Below are 19,722 nucleotides of genomic sequence, written 5' to 3'. Positions count from 1 at the left end.
TGTTCTAGTTAAACTCAAATTGATACAGCAAATCGACGGCGCTGTCTGTGCCCGATATCACCTCAAGATAGAGATCCTTCATGATTCGGTAACGGAAGGTAAATTCACCGATAGACTCGAATATACCCACACCATATTTCACCTGTAATCCTGGAAGTATATAACCACTTACGGTTACCTGTGAGTCATCGCCCGTTCCGGCAGTATCCAATTGCAGGTCACTCACACCGAAGGCCTCACCTATCTCACCGACTAGGCGACCACTCTGAGCCAAACTCAAGCCGATCAGGGCTGTAGTCATGGTATCACCACCACCACCACTATCTATATCCTGACCACGTAGAATATAAGAAAGGGCGTTTGCCTGTGGCATGGATGGTTCAGAGAATACTTCGATGCTAGGCTCATCCGCAGGACCGGTAACACGAATACCCGCGACCACGTCGTCTTCGGTGTTATCAGGGTTACGTATCGCCTTAATGGACAAATACGGTTGGTCCGCCGGGCCATTAAACTGCACCTTACCCTCATCGATGATCAGGTCCTGACCAAAGGAGCGATACGAACCATCGACGATGTTCACCTCGCCAAGAATGAAAGGCGCATTATTCTTTTGCGAAACGTTCAGTTCACCAATAAGGCCACCTTTCAAACCAAAGGCCACCAGCTTAAAGTCATTACCTATGATCACCTTAATGTTAGAGCGGATCTCGAATGGGAACTCATCGCCCTCATTCACCGGCTTAAGGTCTCTATCAAGGATTACCTCGTCGGAAGAAACTGAAATCGCCGATGGTGGCAACTCTTCGACCTCGATTCGAGCCCAAGGTAGTCTCACCTCACCATTCACATCGATAAGCCCCGGAGTGACCGCGACCGAGATATTTGGAGAAACCTTGGCTTTTACCTCAGGCGGGATATCCACTAAAAGTTCGTCCGCAGACAGGTTCACGTTAGCATGCCAGTCATCTAATGAGGTCCAATCCGCGTCACCAGTTAGGTCGAGATGCCCTTCTTGGGTCACTATCTTAGAATCCAACACAGCTTGATAGCCTGAGAAGCTCAAGGTGAGGTCGCCAGATTTGATATCGATAGGAGTCACATCACCCTGTGCCACTATATTCTCTATCTTAAGGTCGCCCAGAACCTGCGGCTGCAATGCAGGCCCCTTGATTCTTAGGTCACTATTGATGTCCGCTCCTACCTCACTGAACTCACCAAACATAGGCTCAAGCATCTTCAGTGTCAGCGCTTCTAGCTGTAAGCGCGCATCTATCTGCTTACTCTCTTTCGAGACGTTGGTGAGAGCTAGATTACCTTTGATATCACCATTATTATTTAGGTCGATCATCCAATCCGCTTTTAGATTGTCCTTTATCAAGCTAGCGTTAAGCGCAATGTCATCCCAGCCTACAACCAAAGGTCTATCTAACTTCTGAGTCACACTGCCCGACGGCAGTTCAACCTGAAGCTCCACCTCAGGCAAGGCATTCGGTGCCCATTTGGCACGAGCGGTGGCATTGAGCTCACCCTTAACCTTGGTTTCTTGAGGGAGTAGCGACTGGATCTGTGAGAAGTCAAATTCACTGATGCTGGCGAATACCTCTCCCGATTGGCCAGCAGTAACATCCCTATCCAAGCAGACACGAGATTGCGACTGCACCCAGCAATGAGCCTGAACAAACGCCTCTTGTTTTGCTAAATCGAAGGAGAGCTCTGGTGGATGGTCGAGACGCCAATTCCCTTGCACTGTGGTAAATTGAGCCGAGTTTAGGCGGCCTTTCCAAACCAAATCAGGCTCTTGTTTCGCTCCACCTTCAACGCTCAGTGAGCCCTTAACCATCTCAGAATCGATATTGAAATCAAATCTATGCGCTTCTTGAGAGCCGTTGAAATTAAACTCACTGGTATTAACCTTCTGCCCTTGATAGTCGAGCTGACTCACACCTAGGGTCATTTGCCCTTTCGGAGCCGGAAGTGGCACAACATCGCCCTTGAGGGTCACTGTCTCAATGGTTAATTGGTCTTGCCAAGCTAGCTTGTTAACAGCTAAGTCTAGAATGACCTCTGGCGTATTTTGCTCACCTCGAAGCTCTACATCACCAATTACTGCACCCTCAACCTCGGGCACAGAGTGTTCAAGCTCAGGGATATCCAGCTTGGCATCCAGATTCCAGGTTTTATCTAAATTACCAGACAAGCGAATACGGTTTTGACCATGGGCAACCACAAGCCCAGGCGTATCCAGCCAGAATTGGCCATTCCCCTGAACATCTTTGGCATCCAGCGCGCCATTTACGTTTAGAGGGTAGTCTCGGAATATGCCATCGATATCGAGTTTAGGAAGTTCTACCTCCCAACCACCAGCAGAGGTTAACCGGCCTGAGGTTTGCAGTTCACCACTGATATTTCCCTCTGCTTCAGGCCAATATGTACCTGGCTGGATTTGATCTAACTGAAGATCAGCCTCCCAAAAGACTAGCTTGGCCCAGTTGGCTAAAACCTTACCTTTTAACTCGCCGCCTAGGGACTTGATATCTATATCGCTAAGATCGATCTGCTCTAGACTGCCTCGCCCTTCAACGACCAGGTCAACATCTGGGATCTGTGTTCCCTGTGCCGCACCCATTAGGTTGAGCGAGTAGTCATCTAAAATACCAGCAGCCTTTAGTGACGCTATCTGTGCTGTATAATCCGCTTTGCCACTCAGTGGCCACTGCAGCTGCGCCTTAGATAGGTCAATATCAAATGGAAATTTAGGATCTAAAGGCTGTAATTTAGCATCCAAGTCAGCGACCATGAGGTCACGCAGTGTGGCCTGCAGAGTAAGGTCGGCAACACTACCCTCAGCATTTAGGGTCAGGGATTGTCCTGCGAGATCTGTTTGCTTGACCTTGGCCTTAGCTTCAAGATCCAAGGGGTAATCCCCAATCAGTTCAGTACTTCCATCTAGATTGAGCTCAATCTGAGGCATGGCCAGATCGAAGTTCTGGATATTGACCTTATTACCCTCAGCAAAACCCACCAAATTCGCTCTCTCAATCTCAACGTCTGGATTGATGAGCTTAAAATCGGTTACCGTAATATCTTGAATATTAACGCTCAGCGGAATCCACACCTCAGGCAATACGATAGGTGCATTGGGGTCGGTTTTAGGCTCTGGCTCTGCCGGGGCTGTTTCTTCACTTTGAGGCAGTTCAACTCGCCCACCATCAAAGCGGGTTGGCGTTAGAGTTAAGCTGTCAAAGCGCATCTGAGCGCCGGTATCAAACTCTCGCCACGCCACCTTGGTTCCTAGGATATCCAGATCCACGTGATCCAGATAAAGCCGACTGATCTTCACCCCAATACCGAATGGTATAGAGATAGAACGCAATGGCTCGCTTGGCTCTTCGGCTTGAGGTTCTTCACTTGGCACAACATCAGTGAGTGCAAACTTAGCCCCTTCCAAACCTAGAGTATCTACACAAAGCTCAGCTCTAGGGATACAACGAAGCTTTAGATCCAACTCAAGTTTTTGAGCTTGGAAATCAACAAATAGGTCTGGGTTGATGTACTCGACATTGTACAAACGGAAATCGGTGAGTAACGCACCATCGACTTCTTGCACCTTAAATTCAGGAACAAACTTTTCTGCACCCCAAACAATGCTTCGCAGGCCCGAGTTAGTAAACAGAAGGAAATAGAGTAGCGCTAGAACAAGGACGATCAGCGCCAACATGCCTAGAGAAAGGTGAGTAATGGCCCACAACAAACGCTTCCAGAAAGGACGGTTTTTCTTCGCATCCTTTTTGGATTTTTTGTCTGGAGTTTGCGTTTCTGTCTGCGCCATTACAATTCAGGCCCCAAGCCAAAGTGAATCTGATATTTATCTGTGCCTTCTTCGGCATCAAGGGCAAAGCCCAAATCAAGCCTTACAGGGCCCACTGGCGACGCCCAGCGGATACCAAAGCCGGTACCGGTTTTCCACTCTGGAGTGTCATTCCATGCATCGCCGTAATCGACGAAGGCCGCCAACCACCAGTTTCCATAAATCCTATATTGATACTCTAGGCTACTGGTGACCATATATTTAGCACCGGTTAACTTACCCTCGCTATCTTTTGGAGATATGGACTCGTACTCGTAGCCACGCAGGTTGTTATCACCACCAGCAAAGAAACGTAGCGACGGAGGCAAATCAAACACAGATTCGGTGAAGTTGGCACTGCCATCGACCCTAAACAGTCCACGGTGGTTTCGGCCCAGGCTACGAATCCAAGCGCTTCGGCCTTGCACGCGAAGCACACGCGCCTCAGACAAGACCGCTTCATCACCATATTCAAAGGTAATCGACTGCTTATCACCCCACATTGGCATAGCACCACCTCGAGCACGCGTCTTCGAGTATGAGATCCCTGGAAGCAACATGGTAAATCTGTCTTCCTGAGTACCCTGAGTAAAGTCTTCATTCAATAGGCGGATAAATACGGTGCGGTGCCAACCGCTATCCAGTTCCCAGTGCCTCTCAAGGCCCAAACTAGACTCGAAACTGATGGTGTCATTATTATCCAAGTATTTCATACCATACTGGATTCGATAGTACTCTTTGAGCACGTCCTCTAGCGGGATCTTATAGCCGACCACCACCTGCTGTTCAGGCACTGACAACTCAAAGCTACTGTCAAAGCTGTGCCCTTGTTCATTGAGCCATGGACGCTTCCAGGAAAGCTTACCTCGAACTCCGACATCGGTAGAGACACCTAGACCGGTTTCAACCTGGTGACGAGACTGAGGCGCTAGCTGAATAGTCATTGGCAATTCGCGATTGCCAGAGCCTACTCCCTCTAAGTTAGGCTCTACGTACACAGATGAAAACCAATCTGTACTTGAGAGATTCTGGTTTAGCTGTCCCACATCACTGGCAAGATACGGATCGCCTTGCTCGAAAGGAACCACGGATCGCACGCGATCTTCCTCGATCTGCGAACCTGAGATCCTTACAGGGCCAAAGCGATACCTCAAACCACTTTCATAGTGAAGTCTAACAAAGGCTTGATTAAGCTCGGGCGCAACCTCTAATCGGGCAAGAGAAAAATCCCCCTCAAAGTAACCTCGCTTCAACGCCAGATTACGTAGTTCAGATTTTAAGGCATCGTATTGACCGTGATTCAGACGAGCGCCCACTTTCAGCGGAGTATTCTTCAGCAGTCTCTGAAATGCAGGGTCATCTTTAGCTTCACCGCTAAGCTTGATATCCAATTCTTCTATTAATACCGGCTGACCGAGCTCAACGGTAACGTTCAGCTCTTCCTCTTCTTCATTAACAATAAAGGTCAAGGTTGGATAGTAATAGCCCATAGCTCGAAGGGCCTGAGTGATGCTCTCTTCAACACGGGATTGGAAGCGCAGTGAAGTGGAATAATCCTCTTCCGGTATGGCAGAAAGGTACACGTCGACGTTGTCTTGGATCTCTCCAGACAATCCTTCAACGTTGAGAGTTGCTTCGGCGAAACTCCATTGACTGACACCCAAGCAGGCGAGTGCCAAACAATTCCTTATGAAACGCTTAACCATTGGTGAGGGTTACAATACTTCCTGTAGTGAGACTATGATGAGGAGTGTATCCAAATCGATAACGCCATAGTATAAAGGATTGAACAGGGAAAAAAATTCCGATTACTCAATCTTTTGCAAGGAGCCCCTATGTTTGACAAACAAACAATGATCTCGGAGCTAGAAGCTTTGCCAGGACGCGATACACCTATCCTGAGCGGGGCGACGCATTTCGTCAACCACACTGATTTGACCGCAGCGCCGGCAAATGGTTGCCAAGAAATTCTATTGGGCTTAGGTTGCTTCTGGGGCGCAGAGCGTTTGTTCTGGAATCTTGAAGGCGTGATTTCTACCTCCGTAGGCTACGCTGGCGGCTTTACACAAAACCCAACCTATGAAGAGGTATGTAGTGGACGCACCGGCCATACTGAAGTGGTTCGTATCATCTATGACCCGAGCAAGCTCTCTTTAGAAAGCTTGTTGCAAGTGTTTTGGGAAAAACACGACCCAACCCAAGGCATGCGTCAAGGTAACGATAGGGGTACTCAGTATCGCTCTGCTATTTACACTTACAATGATGAGCAACAAACAACAGCAGAGACAACGCTCGCAGCCTATCAACAACTTCTCTCTCAGTCTGGAATAGCCAATATCACTACTGAGATAAAACTAGCCGGCCCATACTATCTAGCCGAAGAATACCACCAACAATATCTGGCTAAGAATCCAAATGGCTATTGTGGGATCGGCGGGACGGGCGTCTGCTTTCCACCACAAAATGACTAAGCTCTGATGTAAAATATTCGATTTAACATATACTTAAAGCCGATTAATTCTGTGGAACAACAACGGACGTACATATGAAAGCAAAACACTTGGTCGCCTTGCTGGGTATGACTCTACCTTTCTCTTCTTGGGCTCTGAATCTTAATACTGGAGAACAGGCTCCAGAGGTAAGTGTTACAAGCCATGGTGAAGTGATGGTGGCACAAGATGATATAACATATCATAATTGGGATTCAGCGAGCATGGTCGGTAAGACTCGAGTGATCCAAGCGATTGCTGGACGCTCGGCAGCTAAGGCTCTAAACAAGCCTATGATAGATGCCATTATTGAAGCCGACTTCCCGCAGGATAAATACCAGACTACGACCATAGTGAACCAAGACGATTCTGTCTGGGGTACGGGCTCATTTGTAAAGTCGAGCGCAGAAGATAGTAAGCGTGAATTTCCTCACTCTTCCATCGTGCTAGACGAAGATGGAGCTGTGGCTAAGGCGTGGGATCTTGAACCCAAGACCTCAATGATCGCGGTTCAAGATAAAGACGGCAACATCCTATGGGCTAAAGAGGGCGAGCTCACCTCTACAGAGGTACAACAGGTTATTACTCTGCTAAAAGAAAACCTGTAAAGCTCAACTTTTTAAGGGCTTAGCTGTCCAACCTTTGCAGCTGATATGCCGCAAAGAAATATGAATGCAAAAATTCGGCGCTACAATGCGCCGACTTTCCATCTATAGGTGATTAGAACAATGATAAAAGCTGTAAACCCCCTTTTTACTATGAGCGCTCTCGCTCTAGCAGTGACCTCTGTTTCAGCTCATGCAGAAGAAAACTTTCGCCAACACGGCGCTCACGTTCACGGTAGCGTCGAGTTCAACATCGCTCAAGATGGCCAAGATCTACTAGTAGAAATCATCGCTCCAGGAGCTGACGTAGTTGGCTTTGAGCACGCACCTAAAACGGACGAGCAAAAGCAACAACTTGAGTCGGCTATCGCAACTCTAAATAAGGCGGATTCTATCCTAACCTTTACTCAGACAGCTGGCTGTGAGCTTCAGTCTGCTGAGATCAGCCACACTCTAGGTCAAGACGACCATGATGATCACGGGCATGACCATGACAAGCATGACCATCATGACGACCACAAAGGCCATGACCACGACGAGCATGACCATCATGACGACCACAAAGGCCATGACCACGACGAGCACGACCATCATGACGACCACAAAGGCCATGACCATGACGAGCACGGCCATCATGACGACCACGCAGGTCATGACCACCACGATCACGACCATGGTGAAGGCGGCCACGGCGAATTCGACATCGCTTATCAATTTCAATGCAAAGACGTATCTAAGCTAAGCCAGATTGATACGGCATGGTTTGACCTATTCCCAAGCACTGAGCGCGTTAATGTAAACCTACTAACAGACAATGCTCAAGTAGCTACTGAGCTTGTAAAAAACAACACAGTAATCAAGCTGTAAGATTAACTGGCCACTGAGGTGGCCAGTTTTTTAAGCCCTCTTTTACTTAGGAATTCTTGTGTCTGAGACTGTCATCGATCTTAAGGACGTACGTTTTACTTGGCCGGATGCCCCAAAACCTACCCTAGATATCCATAACCTTGAGGTGAAACGTGGCGAGCACGTGTTTATCAAGGGCCCGAGTGGCTGTGGTAAATCCACATTACTAAGCCTACTTACAGGTATTACTAGCTGCGACAGCGGTTCATTGAAGGTATTAGATACTGAGCTTGCTTCACTATCTCAAACCCAGCGAGACCGCTTTCGAGCTGATAATATTGGCTATATCTTTCAACAATTTAATCTGTTGCCCTACCTTTCTGTCGTCGACAATGTGGTTCTGCCATGTCACTTCTCTAAAAAGCGTAAACAGGGAGCCGATTGCGACCTCAAAGTCGAAGCTAAGCGCCTCCTCAAGCGCCTTCATTTGCCAGAAGAACTGCTAAATAAGCCTGTGATTGAGCTCAGTATCGGACAGCAGCAGCGTGTTGCGGCGGCTCGAGCGATTATCGGAAAGCCCCAACTCATCATCGCCGATGAGCCAACCTCAGCCTTGGATTATGCTAACCGTACTGCCTTTATCGAACTTCTAATGGAACAAGCTAAAGAAGCTGACTCAACTCTAGTATTCGTGAGTCATGACCCGACACTAGAGAAGCTATTCAACACAGGTTTAAACCTGCAAGACATCAATCTAATTAAAACGGGAGCTATTTAATAATGAAAGCGACCGCACATTTAGCGTGGAAGAGTCTCGCCAACCGCAAGACCACAGCGATCCTCACCATACTGACTGTAGCTATCTCAGTGATTCTGCTACTAGGCGTAGAGCGCATTCGAACCCAAGCCAAAAATAGCTTCGCCAACACCATCTCAGGTACTGACCTCATAGTAGGTGCTCGCTCTGGACAGGTGAACCTATTACTCTACTCGGTATTTCGTATCGGCAATGCTACCAATAATATCGACTGGAAAAGCTTCGAAGAATTCAGTCAAAACCCCGCTGTAGATTGGGCTATTCCTATCTCGCTTGGTGATTCCCATAAAGGCTTCCGTGTTATGGGTACTACACAGGCTTACTTTGACCACTATAAATATGGCCAGAAGCAGCATATTGAACTGAGCGAAGGTCGTGAGTTTAACAGCCTGTTTGAGACGGTAATCGGTGCCGATGTCGCAAGAGAGCTCGGCTACAAGATTGGCACGGAGATCATCATTGCCCATGGTATATCAGACGTAGGATTTGCTCGTCACGATAATCTACCGTTTAAGGTTGTGGGTATCCTAGCACCAACAGGCACACCAGTTGATAAGACGGTACACGTCTCCCTTGAAGCAATAGAGGCGATACACGTTGGTTGGGAGTCAGGCACTAATATGGGCAATAACCCAGGTGCCGACGTACTGAAAAAGATGGACTTTCAACCCCAGCAAATCACCGCTTTTATGCTGGGTCTGAAGTCTAAGATCCAGACCTTCGCCCTACAGCGCCAGATCAATACCTATAACAAGGAGCCTCTATCGGCTATCTTGCCTGGTATTGCTCTTCATGAGCTTTGGGGCATGATGTCAGTTGCTGAACAAGCGTTACTGGCTGTGTCAGGTTTCGTGGTTGTCGCCGGTCTATTAGGTATGCTTAGTAGTCTTCTTACCAGCCTGCAAGAGAGACGCAGAGAGATGGCTATCTTGAGAGCTATGGGCGCACGACCGAGACATGTGTTTGTACTCTTAGTAAGTGAAGCCACCGCCCTGACATTTGCAGGAATAATAACTGGTATTGCTGGACTCTATGCACTGCTTGCGGTTATAAAACCCTTTATTCAGCATCAGTACGGGATCAGTATTGAGCTTAACTTCTTAACCAGTTACGAATGGATGCTTATGGGACTGGTGCTAATTGCAGGGGTGATCATTGGCTTCATTCCAGCATTTAGAGCGTATCGACAGTCATTGGCTGACGGTATGACCATTCGAATCTAAGAGATAAAGTATGAAAAGACTGACTCAGATTTTTTCGCTACTGCTACTCATTGTTGGCAGTGCAATGGCTCATGCAGAGCCGCTCAAACTTAACTGGATTGATTTGATCCCTGAGAGTGAGCGCGCGCAGTTTGATACGGAAGGTATGCCAGCGGCACTCAACCATGACGGCGGCCAAGCAAAGCAAAACATGATAGGTACAGTGCGTACCGAACTCGATGGCAGCGAAGTTAGAATTCCAGGTTTCGTTATCCCGCTTGAGGGTGATGCAAATAAAGTGACTGAATTCCTGCTGGTACCTTATTTTGGTGCCTGTATCCACGTTCCGCCACCGCCACCAAACCAGATCATCTATGTGAAGTTCCCATCCGGAGCACCGGTGCAACAGTTGTGGGATGTGGTGTATGTCGTGGGTGAACTAAAGGCGCAAACCGTTGAACACGAGCTTGCGCAAACTGGATATCTCATCAATGGTGTTGAGATCCAGCCATATGATGACGAATAATCTATAACGCCATCTCTTGAGCCTGTTCGTTAAGGGCAGGCTCAAACCAAGCCAACTTCTTACCCAAGGCCACTACTTCCCCTACCACCAACAATGCTGGCGCTTCAGCTTGCTTGGCAAGCTCATTAAGCTCATTCAAACTACCAAATAACACCTTTTGCGCCGAGGTCGTGCCACGTTCAACAACGGCAATGGGTGTGCTTCCCCCACGACCAAAGCTCAGCAGCTGGCTTTGAATATATTCGGACTTCATCAGCCCCATATACACCACCAAAGTTTGATTTTTTCGAGATAAGGTCGACCAATCTAGGTTATCTGATTCCTGCTTCAAGTGCCCAGTAACAAACATGGCCGATTGAGCATAATCTCTGTGAGTCAGAGGAATACCTGCGTATGCCGTTGCACCTGAGGCAGCGGTAATACCCGGAACCACTTGGAAGTTAACCCCGGCATCGACCAATACCTCTAACTCTTCTGCACCGCGACCAAAGATAAATGGGTCGCCACCTTTAAGCCTTACCACTCGATAATTTTGCTTAGCAAAGTCGACCAGTAACTGATTGGTCTTTTGCTGAGGCACACTGTGTTTCCCCGCACGTTTACCCACACAGACTAAAACCGCATCGCTCGGAGCTAAGGATAGGATCTCTTCCGATACTAGGTAGTCATACAGAATAACCTCGGCTTGCCTGAGCATATTCAACGCCTTTATGGTCAGTAGTTCAGGGTCGCCAGGCCCCGCTCCGATCAAAGCCACCTCTCCTTTGTCTAACACTGAAAAAGGAAGCTTTGAGTCGTACGCGGGTTTGGGCGTAAACGGGATAACGGTATCTAGCATGGCTGTGTCTCACTATCAGATTTAGCTCGATTATCACGCGATAACGGTATAACCTGAAATTCTATATTTGAATTTTTTATAACCAATAGGGATGTATGAAGCATGTTGCAGTGGAAAACATTGAAATTTGAGCAGTTAGATCCGCACCTTCTTTATCAGATGCTAAAGCTCAGGGTTGATGTGTTTGTGGTTGAACAAGACTGCCCTTATCCCGAACTGGACAATAAAGACATACTCGAAGGTGTACACCATCTGATTGGCTTTGTAGATGATGAGATAGTGGCAGTAGCCAGATTACTGCCCGCTGGTGCATCTTATCCTAGTGTTAGCATCGGACGCGTTGCAGTATCAGAGAAGTGGCGTGAGAAAAAGCTTGGGCACGACCTAATGAAGAAAGCCGTGTCGGAATGTGAAGCCCTGTGGCCTCAGCAAGATATTGAGATAGGTGCGCAAAACCATCTTAGAAACTTTTATTCTAAGCACGGCTTTGAGGCCTATTCTGAGGTCTACCTAGAGGATGGTATCCCGCACGTGGATATGCGTCGCAGAGCCTGACTATTTACTACGTGCAAAGCCACCGTCGGACAGACGGAAAAACATGATAGAGTCATTACCATTTTCTAGCTGAAGGATGTCGAGGCGACCATCGTCGTCTCGCTTAAAGCGCACCAATTGCCCCTGTCTGATGCGACTCAGGGGTTTATCGACACCTTCAATCCTAGCTAGAGCATTTAACTCAGTCATACTCAGACCGTTATTGCGAAAAACATTCGCTAGTGTGTCACCGGACTTTACCTCATACTCCACCCATTCTTGACGCTGCTGTACCTGCTCGGCAGTAATCGGCTCCTGTTTAACGCCCTTAGCCGCTACCGATTGCTCGCTTAGACCACGGGTATTAATAGGTACCGCGACGCGCTGATTTGGTTGTGTGGGGTTGTTTTCAGCGGTGCTGATCTTCTTAGGAAGCGGAATCAATATGGCGATTAAGGTGATCGGCACGGCTACCATCAAGGCTCGACGGTGAAAGCTAGGCAGGGAAACAGATACACCACCAAGGACACCTTTGATGCTGCTCGGCAGGTTCTTCCATTGAATGTTCTGAAACTTTTCTGCCAATAATTCTGTATGTCGCTTCGAGCGTTTACGCCGATTCATTCCTTATTTCCCTAGAGAATTCCTTAACTATCAGCATATATAAAAATTAAATCATTGAATACAAACAAACTATTTCTAAGTGCTATTTTAGGTCGAATTTCACGAAAAACTTACCCAAGTTAATGCTTTTGAATCATTCATAGTCAGCGGAATTTCAAACATAGTCTGAAACTGGTATGCTTGCCGTTTCGCTAAACACTGAAGAGAGACAATCATGTCTGAAGTAAAATTCGAAACTGTAGAGCAAAAAGCTAGCTACGGTATCGGCCTACAAATGGGTCAGCAACTTGCTGGCAGTGGCCTAGAAGGTCTAAACGTTGACGCTATCGCTGCAGGTATCGCAACTGCTCTAACTGGTGATCAACCAGCTATCGCTGTAGACGAAATCAACGAAGCTCTTCAAGAGCTACACACTCGCGTTGAAGCAGCACGTGCAGAAGCGGCTAAAGCTGCAGCTGCTGACGGCGAAGCTTTCCTAAAAGACAACGCGCTACGTTCAGAAGTAACTGTACTTGAGTCTGGCCTTCAATACGAAGTGCTAGTTGAAGGTAACGGTGAAATCCCAACTTCAGACAAGCAAGTACGTGTTCACTACCACGGTGAACTAACTGACGGTACTGTATTCGACAGCTCTGTATCTCGCGGTCAACCAGCTGAGTTCCCAGTAACTGGCGTAATCAAAGGTTGGGTTGAAGCACTTCAACTAATGCCTGTTGGTTCTAAGTGGAAGCTATACATCCCACAAGACCTAGCATACGGTGAGCGCGGCGCTGGTGCAGCGATCCCTCCATTTGCTGCTCTTGTATTCGAAGTTGAACTACTAGACATCCTGTAATTCAATCTCGAAAACTACTCTAAAAACGGTCTCATTGAGGCCGTTTTTTTATGCAATCTCTAAATTCAAAAACTCCAGTTGTTCTTTTTGGTTAAAGCATGCCATGTTTATGTTTTCGCGGACAAATATGCTCTAACTAAGGAAGGAACTACGATGAAAGACGAAACTCTGGCTATCCATTTTGGCTATGAGACGGACCCAACAACCAAGTCTTGTGCAACTCCTATCTATCAAACCGTAGCTTATGAGTTTGATGATGCCCAACACGGTGCAGACCTCTTCGACCTAGCGGTGCCCGGCAACATCTACAGCCGAATCATGAACCCAACTAACGATGTGCTGGAGAAGCGTATGGCGGCCCTTGAAGGCGGCTTGGCGGGTCTTGCAGTTAGTGCAGGTTCATCTGCGATTCACTATGCAATTCTGACTCTGGCCCATAACGGTGACAACATCGTATCCACGCCTCAGCTTTATGGTGGCACCTATACACTGTTCGCCCATATGCTTCCAAGCCTTGGTATTGATGTAAGATTTGCAAAAGATGATAGTCCTGAAGCCTTGGCTGAGCTGATTGATGACAATACTAAGGCGGTTTACTGTGAATCTATCGGCAACCCAGCAGGCAATATTGCTGATATTGCAGGTATCGCAGATATTGCCCATGCTAAAGGCGTACCGGTAATTGTAGATAATACAGTCGCAACACCTGCAGTATGTAAACCGATCGAGCACGGCGCAGATATTGTAGTTCACTCCCTAACAAAGTATGTGGGTGGTCACGGCACAACCTTAGGCGGAATGATCATCGACTCAGGTAAATTCCCTTGGGCAAACTATCCAGATAAATTTCCTGAGTTTAACCAGCCAGAACCGTCATACCATGGCGTGGTGTATACCGAGGCATTCGCTGAAGCTGCATTTATCGGCCGCGCTCGCACTGTACCACTGCGTAATACTGGTTCTGCATTATCGCCGATGAATGCTTTCTTGCTGATGCAGGGTCTGGAAACCCTATCACTTCGTATGGAACGCCACTGCGAGAACGCCGCTAAGGTAGCCGAGTTCCTACAAAACCACCCTAAAGTAAGTTGGGTAAGCTATGCGGGTCTTGAGAGCTCTGAGTACTATGAACTGTCTAAGAAATACATGCAGGGCAAGCCTTCTAGTATCCTTTCATTTGGCCTCAAAGAAGGATATGAAGCCGGCGTTAAGTTCTATGACGCACTACAGATCTTTAAACGCCTTGTGAATATAGGTGATGCTAAATCACTAGCATGCCACCCTGCGTCTACGACCCACCGCCAGTTGAATGAAGACGAGCAAAAGAGTGCCGGCGTAAGCCCGGAAATGATTCGTCTATCGGTAGGTATAGAACATATCGATGATATCTTGGCGGACCTAGATCAGGCACTAAACCAATAACTACCAACGGCGCTTTAAGCGCCGTTTTTTTAACAGCAACGCCCGTGATCCTCGCCTAGACTTATAGTCCATCTAAAAATAATAGGTTTACAGGAGTTACTAATGAAAGGGTGGATGCTTCCAGTTATTGCTTCAGTGGTGTTTAGTGCACCCAGCTTCGCTTTTTTTGGTCTATTTGATTCTGATGAAGAGGAGAAGAAGACGGACCTTAGCGCTTTAGCCAATTCAGTAAACGAACAGATCAATGCGGCACAAAGTACACCATTAACCGATCTTCTTACCAGCGAACTTGATGTCACGCCTACCCAAGCAGCGGGTGGTGCGGGCGCACTGTTATCCCTTGCACAGTCGCAACTCTCAGACAGTCAATCTAGCGAATTGAGCTCTTTAATCCCGGGATTAAGCAACTTTACTGGCTCGACTGGCCTTACCGATATGATTACCAACATGGATTCGGTGAAGAGTACATTTGAGGGCTTAGGTATAGACCCGGCATTAGTGTCGCAATTTGCTCCACTAATCCTGCAGTTTCTAACATCACAGGGGGCTAGTGATGGCTTACTTGGTTCTTTAACTAGTCTTTGGGGATAAGTTTTTTACAGGCACAAAAAAGCCGAGCTTAACGCTCGGCTTTTTGTGTTCTTACGAACTGATTACTCAGCAGCTTCTTCAGCAGCTGGGCGATCTACAAGCTCAATGTAAGCCATTGGAGCTTTATCACCAGCACGGAAGCCAGCTTTTAGGATACGAGTGTAACCGCCCTGACGAGCAGCAAAACGTGGACCTAGTTCGTTAAACAATTTTGCAACTACTTCGTTATCACGAGTACGTGCAAATGCTAGACGACGGTTAGCAACACTGTCAGTCTTAGCTAGTGTAATCAAAGGCTCAACTACGCGACGTAGCTCTTTTGCTTTTGGCAAAGTAGTCTTGATAACTTCATGACGTACTAGAGAGCTAGCCATGTTGCTGAACATCGCTTTGCGATGTGAGCTGTTGCGGTTGAGTTGACGACCACTCTTACGATGGCGCATGACCTAATCCTTCTAACTAGTATCGATTAATCTTCAGCGATAGACGCTGGCGGCCAATTTTCTAGGCGCATGCCCAGAGAAAGACCACGTGATGCAAGTACGTCTTTAATCTCGGTAAGAGATTTTTTACCAAGGTTTGGCGTTTTAAGTAGCTCAACCTCAGTACGCTGTACAAGATCACCGATGTAGTGAATCGCTTCTGCTTTCAGACAGTTAGCAGAGCGAACTGTTAGTTCAAGATCGTCTACAGGACGCAGTAGGATCGGATCGAATTCAGGCTTCTCTTCCTCTTTCTCTGGAACACGTACATCACGAAGATCTACGAACGCATCCAATTGCTCAGCAAGAATAGTTGCTGCACGACGGATAGCTTCTTCCGGTTCAAGAGTGCCATTGGTTTCCATATCGATAACCAATTTGTCCAGGTCGGTACGTTGTTCTACACGTGCCGCTTCAACGCTGTAAGCAATTTTGTCTACAGGGCTATAAGTAGCGTCAACTAGTAGGCGACCGATTGGACGCTCGTCTTCTTCAGTGTGAATACGAGCTGAAGCAGGAACATAACCACGACCACGTTCAACTTTGATACGCATAGCGATATCAGCGTTGTCATCAGTTAGATGACAGATAACGTGTTCTGGGTTAGCGATCTCTACATCACCATCATGGGTGATGTCACCTGCAACCACAGGGCCTGAGCCTGATTTGTTAAGTGTAATAAACACTTCATCTTTGCCTTCGGCAACGCGTACAGCTAGACCTTTAAGGTTTAGTAGGATTTCAAGAATGTCTTCTTGAACGCCTTCTTTAGTGCTGTACTCGTGAAGTACGCCTTCGATCTCTACTTCTGTTACGGCACAACCCGGCATAGAAGATAGAAGAATACGGCGAAGTGCATTACCAAGAGTGTGGCCAAAACCACGCTCTAATGGCTCAAGAGTTACTTTTGCGTGTGTCGTGTTGATCTGTTCGATATCAACTAGACGTGGCTTAAGAAATTCTGTTACAGAACCCTGCATTGTGTCCTCTCTTTAGTTTAAACCTTACTTAGAGTAAAGTTCGACGATCAGGTGTTCGTTGATGTCAGCTGATAGATCAGAACGCTCAGGCATACGCTTGAATGTACCTTCCATCTTGCTACCATCTACTTCAATCCAAGTTGGTTTTTCGCGTTGTTCAGCAACTTCTAGAGCCGCTTTGATGCGTGATTGGGTTTTAGCCTTCTCACGGATAGAAACAACGTCGTTTGCCGCAACTTTGAATGAAGGAACGTTTACAACTTTACCGTTAACTAGGATAGCTTTGTGGCTAACTAGCTGACGTGCTTCTGCGCGAGTTGCGCCAAAGCCCATGCGGTAAACTACGTTATCAAGACGACCTTCAAGAAGCTGAAGTAGGTTTTCACCTGTGTTGCCTTTAAGGCGAGCAGCTTCTTTGTAGTAGTTACGGAATTGTTTTTCTAGAACGCCGTAAGTACGACGAACTTTTTGCTTCTCACGAAGCTGAACGCCATATTCAGATAGACGACCGCGACGAGCGCCGTGTACACCTGGAGCGTTATCAATTTTACACTTGGTATCGATCGCACGGATACCAGACTTAAGGAATAAGTCAGTACCTTCACGACGGCTAAGCTTTAGCTTAGGACCCAAATATCTAGCCATGTTCTTTCTCCAATATTCCTAGAAACGAAACTTAAACGCGACGTTTCTTAGGTGGACGACAACCGTTATGAGGGATCGGAGTTGCATCAACGATGTTAGTGATGCGGTATCCAGCAGCGTTTAGTGCGCGGATAGTTGACTCACGACCTGGACCTGGGCCCTTAACCATAACTTCCAAGTTCTTTAGGCCATATTCTTTAGCCATTTCGCCAGCGCGCTCTGCTGCAACCTGAGCTGCGAACGGAGTTGACTTACGAGAACCACGGAAACCTGAACCACCTGCAGTAGCCCAAGCTAGTGCGTTACCTTGACGGTCAGTGATGGTTACGATTGTGTTGTTGAAAGAAGCATGAATGTGCGCTACGCCATCAGCTACTTGCTTGCGAACGCGTTTACGTGCGCGAGTTGGTTGTTTTGCCATTGTACTCTACCCTTCCGATTATTTCTTGATCGGCTTACGCGGACCCTTACGGGTGCGAGCATTGGTTTTAGTACGCTGTCCACGTAGAGGTAGACTGCGACGATGACGAAGACCACGGTAACAGCCAAGGTCCATAAGACGCTTGATGTTCATTGATACTTCACGACGTAGATCACCTTCTACAGTGTATTTAGCTACACCATCACGCAGTTGATCGATCTGCTGTTCTGTTAGTTCACTGATCTTAGCATCTTCAGCAATACCCACTTCAGCTAGGATAGCTTGAGCGCGAGTTTTACCGATACCGTAGATTGCTGTTAGAGCAATCACAGAATGCTTGTGATCAGGAATGTTAATGCCTGCTATACGGGCCACTATTCACTCCTAGTACTTTCATAAAGAATTATCCGCCACAAAGCCCGTTTAGGATACGTGGCGGCATACTACTTCTTTTGCACGCAAAAGGTAGGCCGAGTAATGTACTCGAACCCACCCTGTATTTCAAGTAAAAATTTCTGCGGATTAGCCTTGGCGCTGTTTGTGCTTTGGCTCACTGCAGATCACACGCACAACACCGTTGCGCTTAATGATCTTACAGTTACGGCAGATTTTTTTAACGGAAGCACGAACTTTCATTGCTAAACTCCGTAATTTGATCTGGAGTTACCGTCGAATTAACGACCGTAACCCTTCAGATTAGCTTTCTTCAACACAGAATCATATTGCTGAGACATCATATGAGTCTGTACCTGTGCCATAAAGTCCATAATAACCACTACTACGATAAGTAGTGAGGTACCGCCGAAGTAGAAACGTACGTTCCACGCTACCATCATGAACTCGGGAATCAGACAGATAAATGTAATGTATAGAGCACCTGCAAGGGTTAGTCTAGTCATTACTTTATCAATATATCTAGCTGTCTGCTCTCCTGGGCGGATGCCGGGTACGAAAGCACCAGACTTCTTCAAGTTATCTGCTGTTTCACGCGGGTTGAATACCAACGCCGTGTAGAAGAAACAGAAGAAGATAATCGCAGCTGCATAAAGCATTACATACAGAGGCTGACCTGGGCTTAGAGCAAGTGACACATCAGTTAACCAACCGAATGTGCTGCTTTCACCGTTTTGACCGAACCACTGAGCCAATGTTCCTGGGAACAAGATAATGCTCGATGCGAAGATTGCAGGGATAACACCAGCCATGTTGATTTTCAACGGCAAGTGAGAGCTCTGCGCAGCAAATACCTTACGACCTTGTTGACGCTTCGCGTAGTTAACAACGATACGACGCTGACCACGCTCCATGAATACAACAAAGTAGATAACAGCAAATGCCAATACTGCGATCAACAATAGAAGAAGTACGTGCAATTCACCTTGACGCGCTTGTTCAATTGTTTGACCAACTGCTGAAGGCAATCCAGCAACAATACCTGCAAAGATGATTAACGAAATACCGTTACCAATTCCGCGCTCTGTAATTTGTTCACCTAACCACATCAAGAACATGGTGCCGGTTACTAAACTCACGGTAGCAATTAGGGTGAACATGGTTTGGTTGATAACAACCAGATTGTCGACCATGTTCGGTAGACCTGTTGCGATACCGATAGCTTGGAATGTTGCAAGTACTAGCGTGCCGTAACGTGTGTACTGACTGATCTTACGACGGCCAGCTTCACCCTCTTTTTTAAGCTCTGCAAGAGCGGGATGAACCACGGTTAGCAATTGGACCACAATCGATGCCGAAATATACGGCATGATACCTAGGGCCAAGACAGACGCACGCTCCAGTGCACCACCAGAGAACATGTTGAACATTTCAACGATGGTGCCCTGCTGCTGTTCCAACAATTGGGCAAGGACAGCTGCGTCAATACCAGGGATCGGCACAAAAGAGCCTGCACGAAATACTAACAACGCGCCTATTACGAATAGTAGGCGTGATTTCAATTCCGCCATGCCGCTTTTTGCACTACTAAAATCTTGTCCTGGTTTTTTAGCCATCTGTAC

General features: G+C 47.2%; 21 protein-coding genes. 10 read left to right on the top strand and 11 right to left on the bottom strand.

Annotated features, from left to right (window positions below):
- Window positions 1-4: 4 nt before the first annotated feature.
- A complete protein-coding gene (gene tamB, locus Pcarn_RS01300; RefSeq protein WP_261834608.1) occupies window positions 5-3,832 on the bottom strand; it encodes an autotransporter assembly complex protein TamB in 3,828 nt (1,275 codons plus the stop codon).
- Entirely contained in the window at window positions 3,832-5,556 is a 1,725-nt protein-coding gene (gene tamA / locus Pcarn_RS01295) for an autotransporter assembly complex protein TamA (RefSeq protein WP_261834607.1), read from the bottom strand. The genes tamB and tamA overlap by 1 nt, the downstream gene beginning before the upstream one ends.
- Before the next feature lie 129 nt (window positions 5,557-5,685).
- On the opposite strand from tamA, the gene msrA reads away from it, so the two are divergent.
- From msrA to Pcarn_RS01265, 6 genes are all read left to right on the top strand, one after another.
- Complete coding sequence (msrA, locus tag Pcarn_RS01290) at window positions 5,686-6,321, top strand: peptide-methionine (S)-S-oxide reductase MsrA (RefSeq protein WP_261834606.1); 636 nt, start codon at window positions 5,686-5,688, stop codon at window positions 6,319-6,321.
- 74 nt (window positions 6,322-6,395) lie between these two features.
- Window positions 6,396-6,947 carry a YtfJ family protein gene (locus Pcarn_RS01285; protein WP_261834605.1) on the top strand — a complete coding sequence of 184 codons (552 nt, stop codon included), beginning with the start codon at window positions 6,396-6,398 and terminating at the stop codon, window positions 6,945-6,947.
- Window positions 6,948-7,067: 120 nt separating this feature from the next.
- Window positions 7,068-7,811 carry a zinc uptake protein ZrgA gene (zrgA, locus tag Pcarn_RS01280; protein WP_261834604.1) on the top strand — a complete coding sequence of 248 codons (744 nt, stop codon included), beginning with the start codon at window positions 7,068-7,070 and terminating at the stop codon, window positions 7,809-7,811.
- 52 nt (window positions 7,812-7,863) lie between these two features.
- Window positions 7,864-8,568, top strand: a complete 705-nt coding sequence (locus Pcarn_RS01275; RefSeq protein WP_390904478.1) for an ABC transporter ATP-binding protein — start codon at window positions 7,864-7,866, stop codon at window positions 8,566-8,568.
- A 2-nt stretch (window positions 8,569-8,570) separates the two neighbouring features.
- Entirely contained in the window at window positions 8,571-9,830 is a 1,260-nt protein-coding gene (locus tag Pcarn_RS01270; protein WP_261834602.1) for an ABC transporter permease, read from the top strand.
- Window positions 9,831-9,840: 10 nt separating this feature from the next.
- Window positions 9,841-10,335, top strand: a complete 495-nt coding sequence (locus tag Pcarn_RS01265; RefSeq protein WP_261834601.1) for a DUF3299 domain-containing protein — start codon at window positions 9,841-9,843, stop codon at window positions 10,333-10,335.
- A gap of 1 nt (window position 10,336) precedes the next feature.
- On the opposite strand, the gene cobA is transcribed toward Pcarn_RS01265, so the two are convergent.
- Window positions 10,337-11,173, bottom strand: coding sequence for a uroporphyrinogen-III C-methyltransferase (gene cobA, locus Pcarn_RS01260; protein WP_261834600.1), 837 nt, complete (start codon window positions 11,171-11,173; stop codon window positions 10,337-10,339).
- A gap of 102 nt (window positions 11,174-11,275) precedes the next feature.
- Between cobA and Pcarn_RS01255 the strand changes: the two genes are divergently transcribed.
- Entirely contained in the window at window positions 11,276-11,728 is a 453-nt protein-coding gene (locus Pcarn_RS01255) for a GNAT family N-acetyltransferase (RefSeq protein ID WP_261834599.1), read from the top strand.
- On the opposite strand, the gene Pcarn_RS01250 is transcribed toward Pcarn_RS01255, so the two are convergent.
- Entirely contained in the window at window positions 11,729-12,331 is a 603-nt protein-coding gene (locus Pcarn_RS01250) for a LysM-like peptidoglycan-binding domain-containing protein (RefSeq protein ID WP_261834598.1), read from the bottom strand.
- Between the two features lie 214 nt (window positions 12,332-12,545).
- On the opposite strand from Pcarn_RS01250, the gene Pcarn_RS01245 reads away from it, so the two are divergent.
- From Pcarn_RS01245 to Pcarn_RS01235, 3 genes are all read left to right on the top strand, one after another.
- Complete coding sequence (locus tag Pcarn_RS01245) at window positions 12,546-13,166, top strand: FKBP-type peptidyl-prolyl cis-trans isomerase (RefSeq protein WP_261834597.1); 621 nt, start codon at window positions 12,546-12,548, stop codon at window positions 13,164-13,166.
- Window positions 13,167-13,319: 153 nt separating this feature from the next.
- Entirely contained in the window at window positions 13,320-14,588 is a 1,269-nt protein-coding gene (locus Pcarn_RS01240; protein ID WP_261834596.1) for an O-acetylhomoserine aminocarboxypropyltransferase/cysteine synthase family protein, read from the top strand.
- Window positions 14,589-14,690: 102 nt separating this feature from the next.
- A complete protein-coding gene (locus tag Pcarn_RS01235; protein ID WP_261834595.1) occupies window positions 14,691-15,179 on the top strand; it encodes a DUF2780 domain-containing protein in 489 nt (162 codons plus the stop codon).
- Window positions 15,180-15,241: 62 nt separating this feature from the next.
- Here the strand turns inward: Pcarn_RS01235 and rplQ are convergent, their stop codons facing one another.
- From rplQ to secY, 7 genes are all read right to left on the bottom strand, one after another.
- Window positions 15,242-15,622: a 50S ribosomal protein L17 gene (rplQ, locus tag Pcarn_RS01230; RefSeq protein WP_005383141.1), complete on the bottom strand. Its 381-nt coding sequence runs from the start codon at window positions 15,620-15,622 to the stop codon at window positions 15,242-15,244.
- 26 nt (window positions 15,623-15,648) lie between these two features.
- Window positions 15,649-16,641 (bottom strand): DNA-directed RNA polymerase subunit alpha, encoded by a 993-nt coding sequence (locus tag Pcarn_RS01225; protein WP_141270902.1) that lies wholly within the window; start codon window positions 16,639-16,641, stop codon window positions 15,649-15,651.
- A gap of 24 nt (window positions 16,642-16,665) precedes the next feature.
- Window positions 16,666-17,286, bottom strand: a complete 621-nt coding sequence (gene rpsD / locus Pcarn_RS01220; protein ID WP_261834594.1) for a 30S ribosomal protein S4 — start codon at window positions 17,284-17,286, stop codon at window positions 16,666-16,668.
- Window positions 17,287-17,317: 31 nt separating this feature from the next.
- Window positions 17,318-17,707 carry a 30S ribosomal protein S11 gene (gene rpsK / locus Pcarn_RS01215; protein WP_004398450.1) on the bottom strand — a complete coding sequence of 130 codons (390 nt, stop codon included), beginning with the start codon at window positions 17,705-17,707 and terminating at the stop codon, window positions 17,318-17,320.
- An 18-nt stretch (window positions 17,708-17,725) separates the two neighbouring features.
- Window positions 17,726-18,082, bottom strand: coding sequence for a 30S ribosomal protein S13 (rpsM, locus tag Pcarn_RS01210; RefSeq protein WP_261834593.1), 357 nt, complete (start codon window positions 18,080-18,082; stop codon window positions 17,726-17,728).
- A gap of 147 nt (window positions 18,083-18,229) precedes the next feature.
- Window positions 18,230-18,343, bottom strand: coding sequence for a 50S ribosomal protein L36 (gene rpmJ, locus Pcarn_RS01205; RefSeq protein WP_039969906.1), 114 nt, complete (start codon window positions 18,341-18,343; stop codon window positions 18,230-18,232).
- Between the two features lie 38 nt (window positions 18,344-18,381).
- Window positions 18,382-19,716 carry a preprotein translocase subunit SecY gene (secY, locus tag Pcarn_RS01200; protein WP_261834592.1) on the bottom strand — a complete coding sequence of 445 codons (1,335 nt, stop codon included), beginning with the start codon at window positions 19,714-19,716 and terminating at the stop codon, window positions 18,382-18,384.
- Window positions 19,717-19,722 lie beyond the last annotated feature (6 nt).

The sequence above is a fragment of the Vibrio ishigakensis genome (assembly GCF_024347675.1).
In the GTDB taxonomy this organism is placed as follows: Bacteria; Pseudomonadota; Gammaproteobacteria; order Enterobacterales; family Vibrionaceae; genus Vibrio; species Vibrio ishigakensis.
This window is presented reverse-complemented; position numbering and strand designations above follow the sequence as displayed.

Bases quoted from the DNA above. Each gene is read 5' to 3' on its own strand.
- tamB (WP_261834608.1), bottom strand. From the start codon at position 3,832: ATGGCGCAGACAGAAACGCAAACTCCAGACAAAAAATCCAAAAAGGAT.
- tamA (WP_261834607.1), bottom strand. From the start codon at position 5,556: ATGGTTAAGCGTTTCATAAGGAATTGTTTGGCACTCGCCTGCTTGGGT.
- msrA (WP_261834606.1), top strand. From the start codon at position 5,686: ATGTTTGACAAACAAACAATGATCTCGGAGCTAGAAGCTTTGCCAGGA.
- Pcarn_RS01285 (WP_261834605.1), top strand. From the start codon at position 6,396: ATGAAAGCAAAACACTTGGTCGCCTTGCTGGGTATGACTCTACCTTTC.
- zrgA (WP_261834604.1), top strand. From the start codon at position 7,068: ATGATAAAAGCTGTAAACCCCCTTTTTACTATGAGCGCTCTCGCTCTA.
- Pcarn_RS01270 (WP_261834602.1), top strand. From the start codon at position 8,571: ATGAAAGCGACCGCACATTTAGCGTGGAAGAGTCTCGCCAACCGCAAG.
- Pcarn_RS01265 (WP_261834601.1), top strand. From the start codon at position 9,841: ATGAAAAGACTGACTCAGATTTTTTCGCTACTGCTACTCATTGTTGGC.
- cobA (WP_261834600.1), bottom strand. From the start codon at position 11,173: ATGCTAGATACCGTTATCCCGTTTACGCCCAAACCCGCGTACGACTCA.
- Pcarn_RS01255 (WP_261834599.1), top strand. From the start codon at position 11,276: ATGTTGCAGTGGAAAACATTGAAATTTGAGCAGTTAGATCCGCACCTT.
- Pcarn_RS01250 (WP_261834598.1), bottom strand. From the start codon at position 12,331: ATGAATCGGCGTAAACGCTCGAAGCGACATACAGAATTATTGGCAGAA.
- Pcarn_RS01245 (WP_261834597.1), top strand. From the start codon at position 12,546: ATGTCTGAAGTAAAATTCGAAACTGTAGAGCAAAAAGCTAGCTACGGT.
- Pcarn_RS01240 (WP_261834596.1), top strand. From the start codon at position 13,320: ATGAAAGACGAAACTCTGGCTATCCATTTTGGCTATGAGACGGACCCA.
- Pcarn_RS01235 (WP_261834595.1), top strand. From the start codon at position 14,691: ATGAAAGGGTGGATGCTTCCAGTTATTGCTTCAGTGGTGTTTAGTGCA.
- rplQ (WP_005383141.1), bottom strand. From the start codon at position 15,622: ATGCGCCATCGTAAGAGTGGTCGTCAACTCAACCGCAACAGCTCACAT.
- Pcarn_RS01225 (WP_141270902.1), bottom strand. From the start codon at position 16,641: ATGCAGGGTTCTGTAACAGAATTTCTTAAGCCACGTCTAGTTGATATC.
- rpsD (WP_261834594.1), bottom strand. From the start codon at position 17,286: ATGGCTAGATATTTGGGTCCTAAGCTAAAGCTTAGCCGTCGTGAAGGT.
- rpsK (WP_004398450.1), bottom strand. From the start codon at position 17,707: ATGGCAAAACAACCAACTCGCGCACGTAAACGCGTTCGCAAGCAAGTA.
- rpmJ (WP_039969906.1), bottom strand. From the start codon at position 18,343: ATGAAAGTTCGTGCTTCCGTTAAAAAAATCTGCCGTAACTGTAAGATC.
- secY (WP_261834592.1), bottom strand. From the start codon at position 19,716: ATGGCTAAAAAACCAGGACAAGATTTTAGTAGTGCAAAAAGCGGCATG.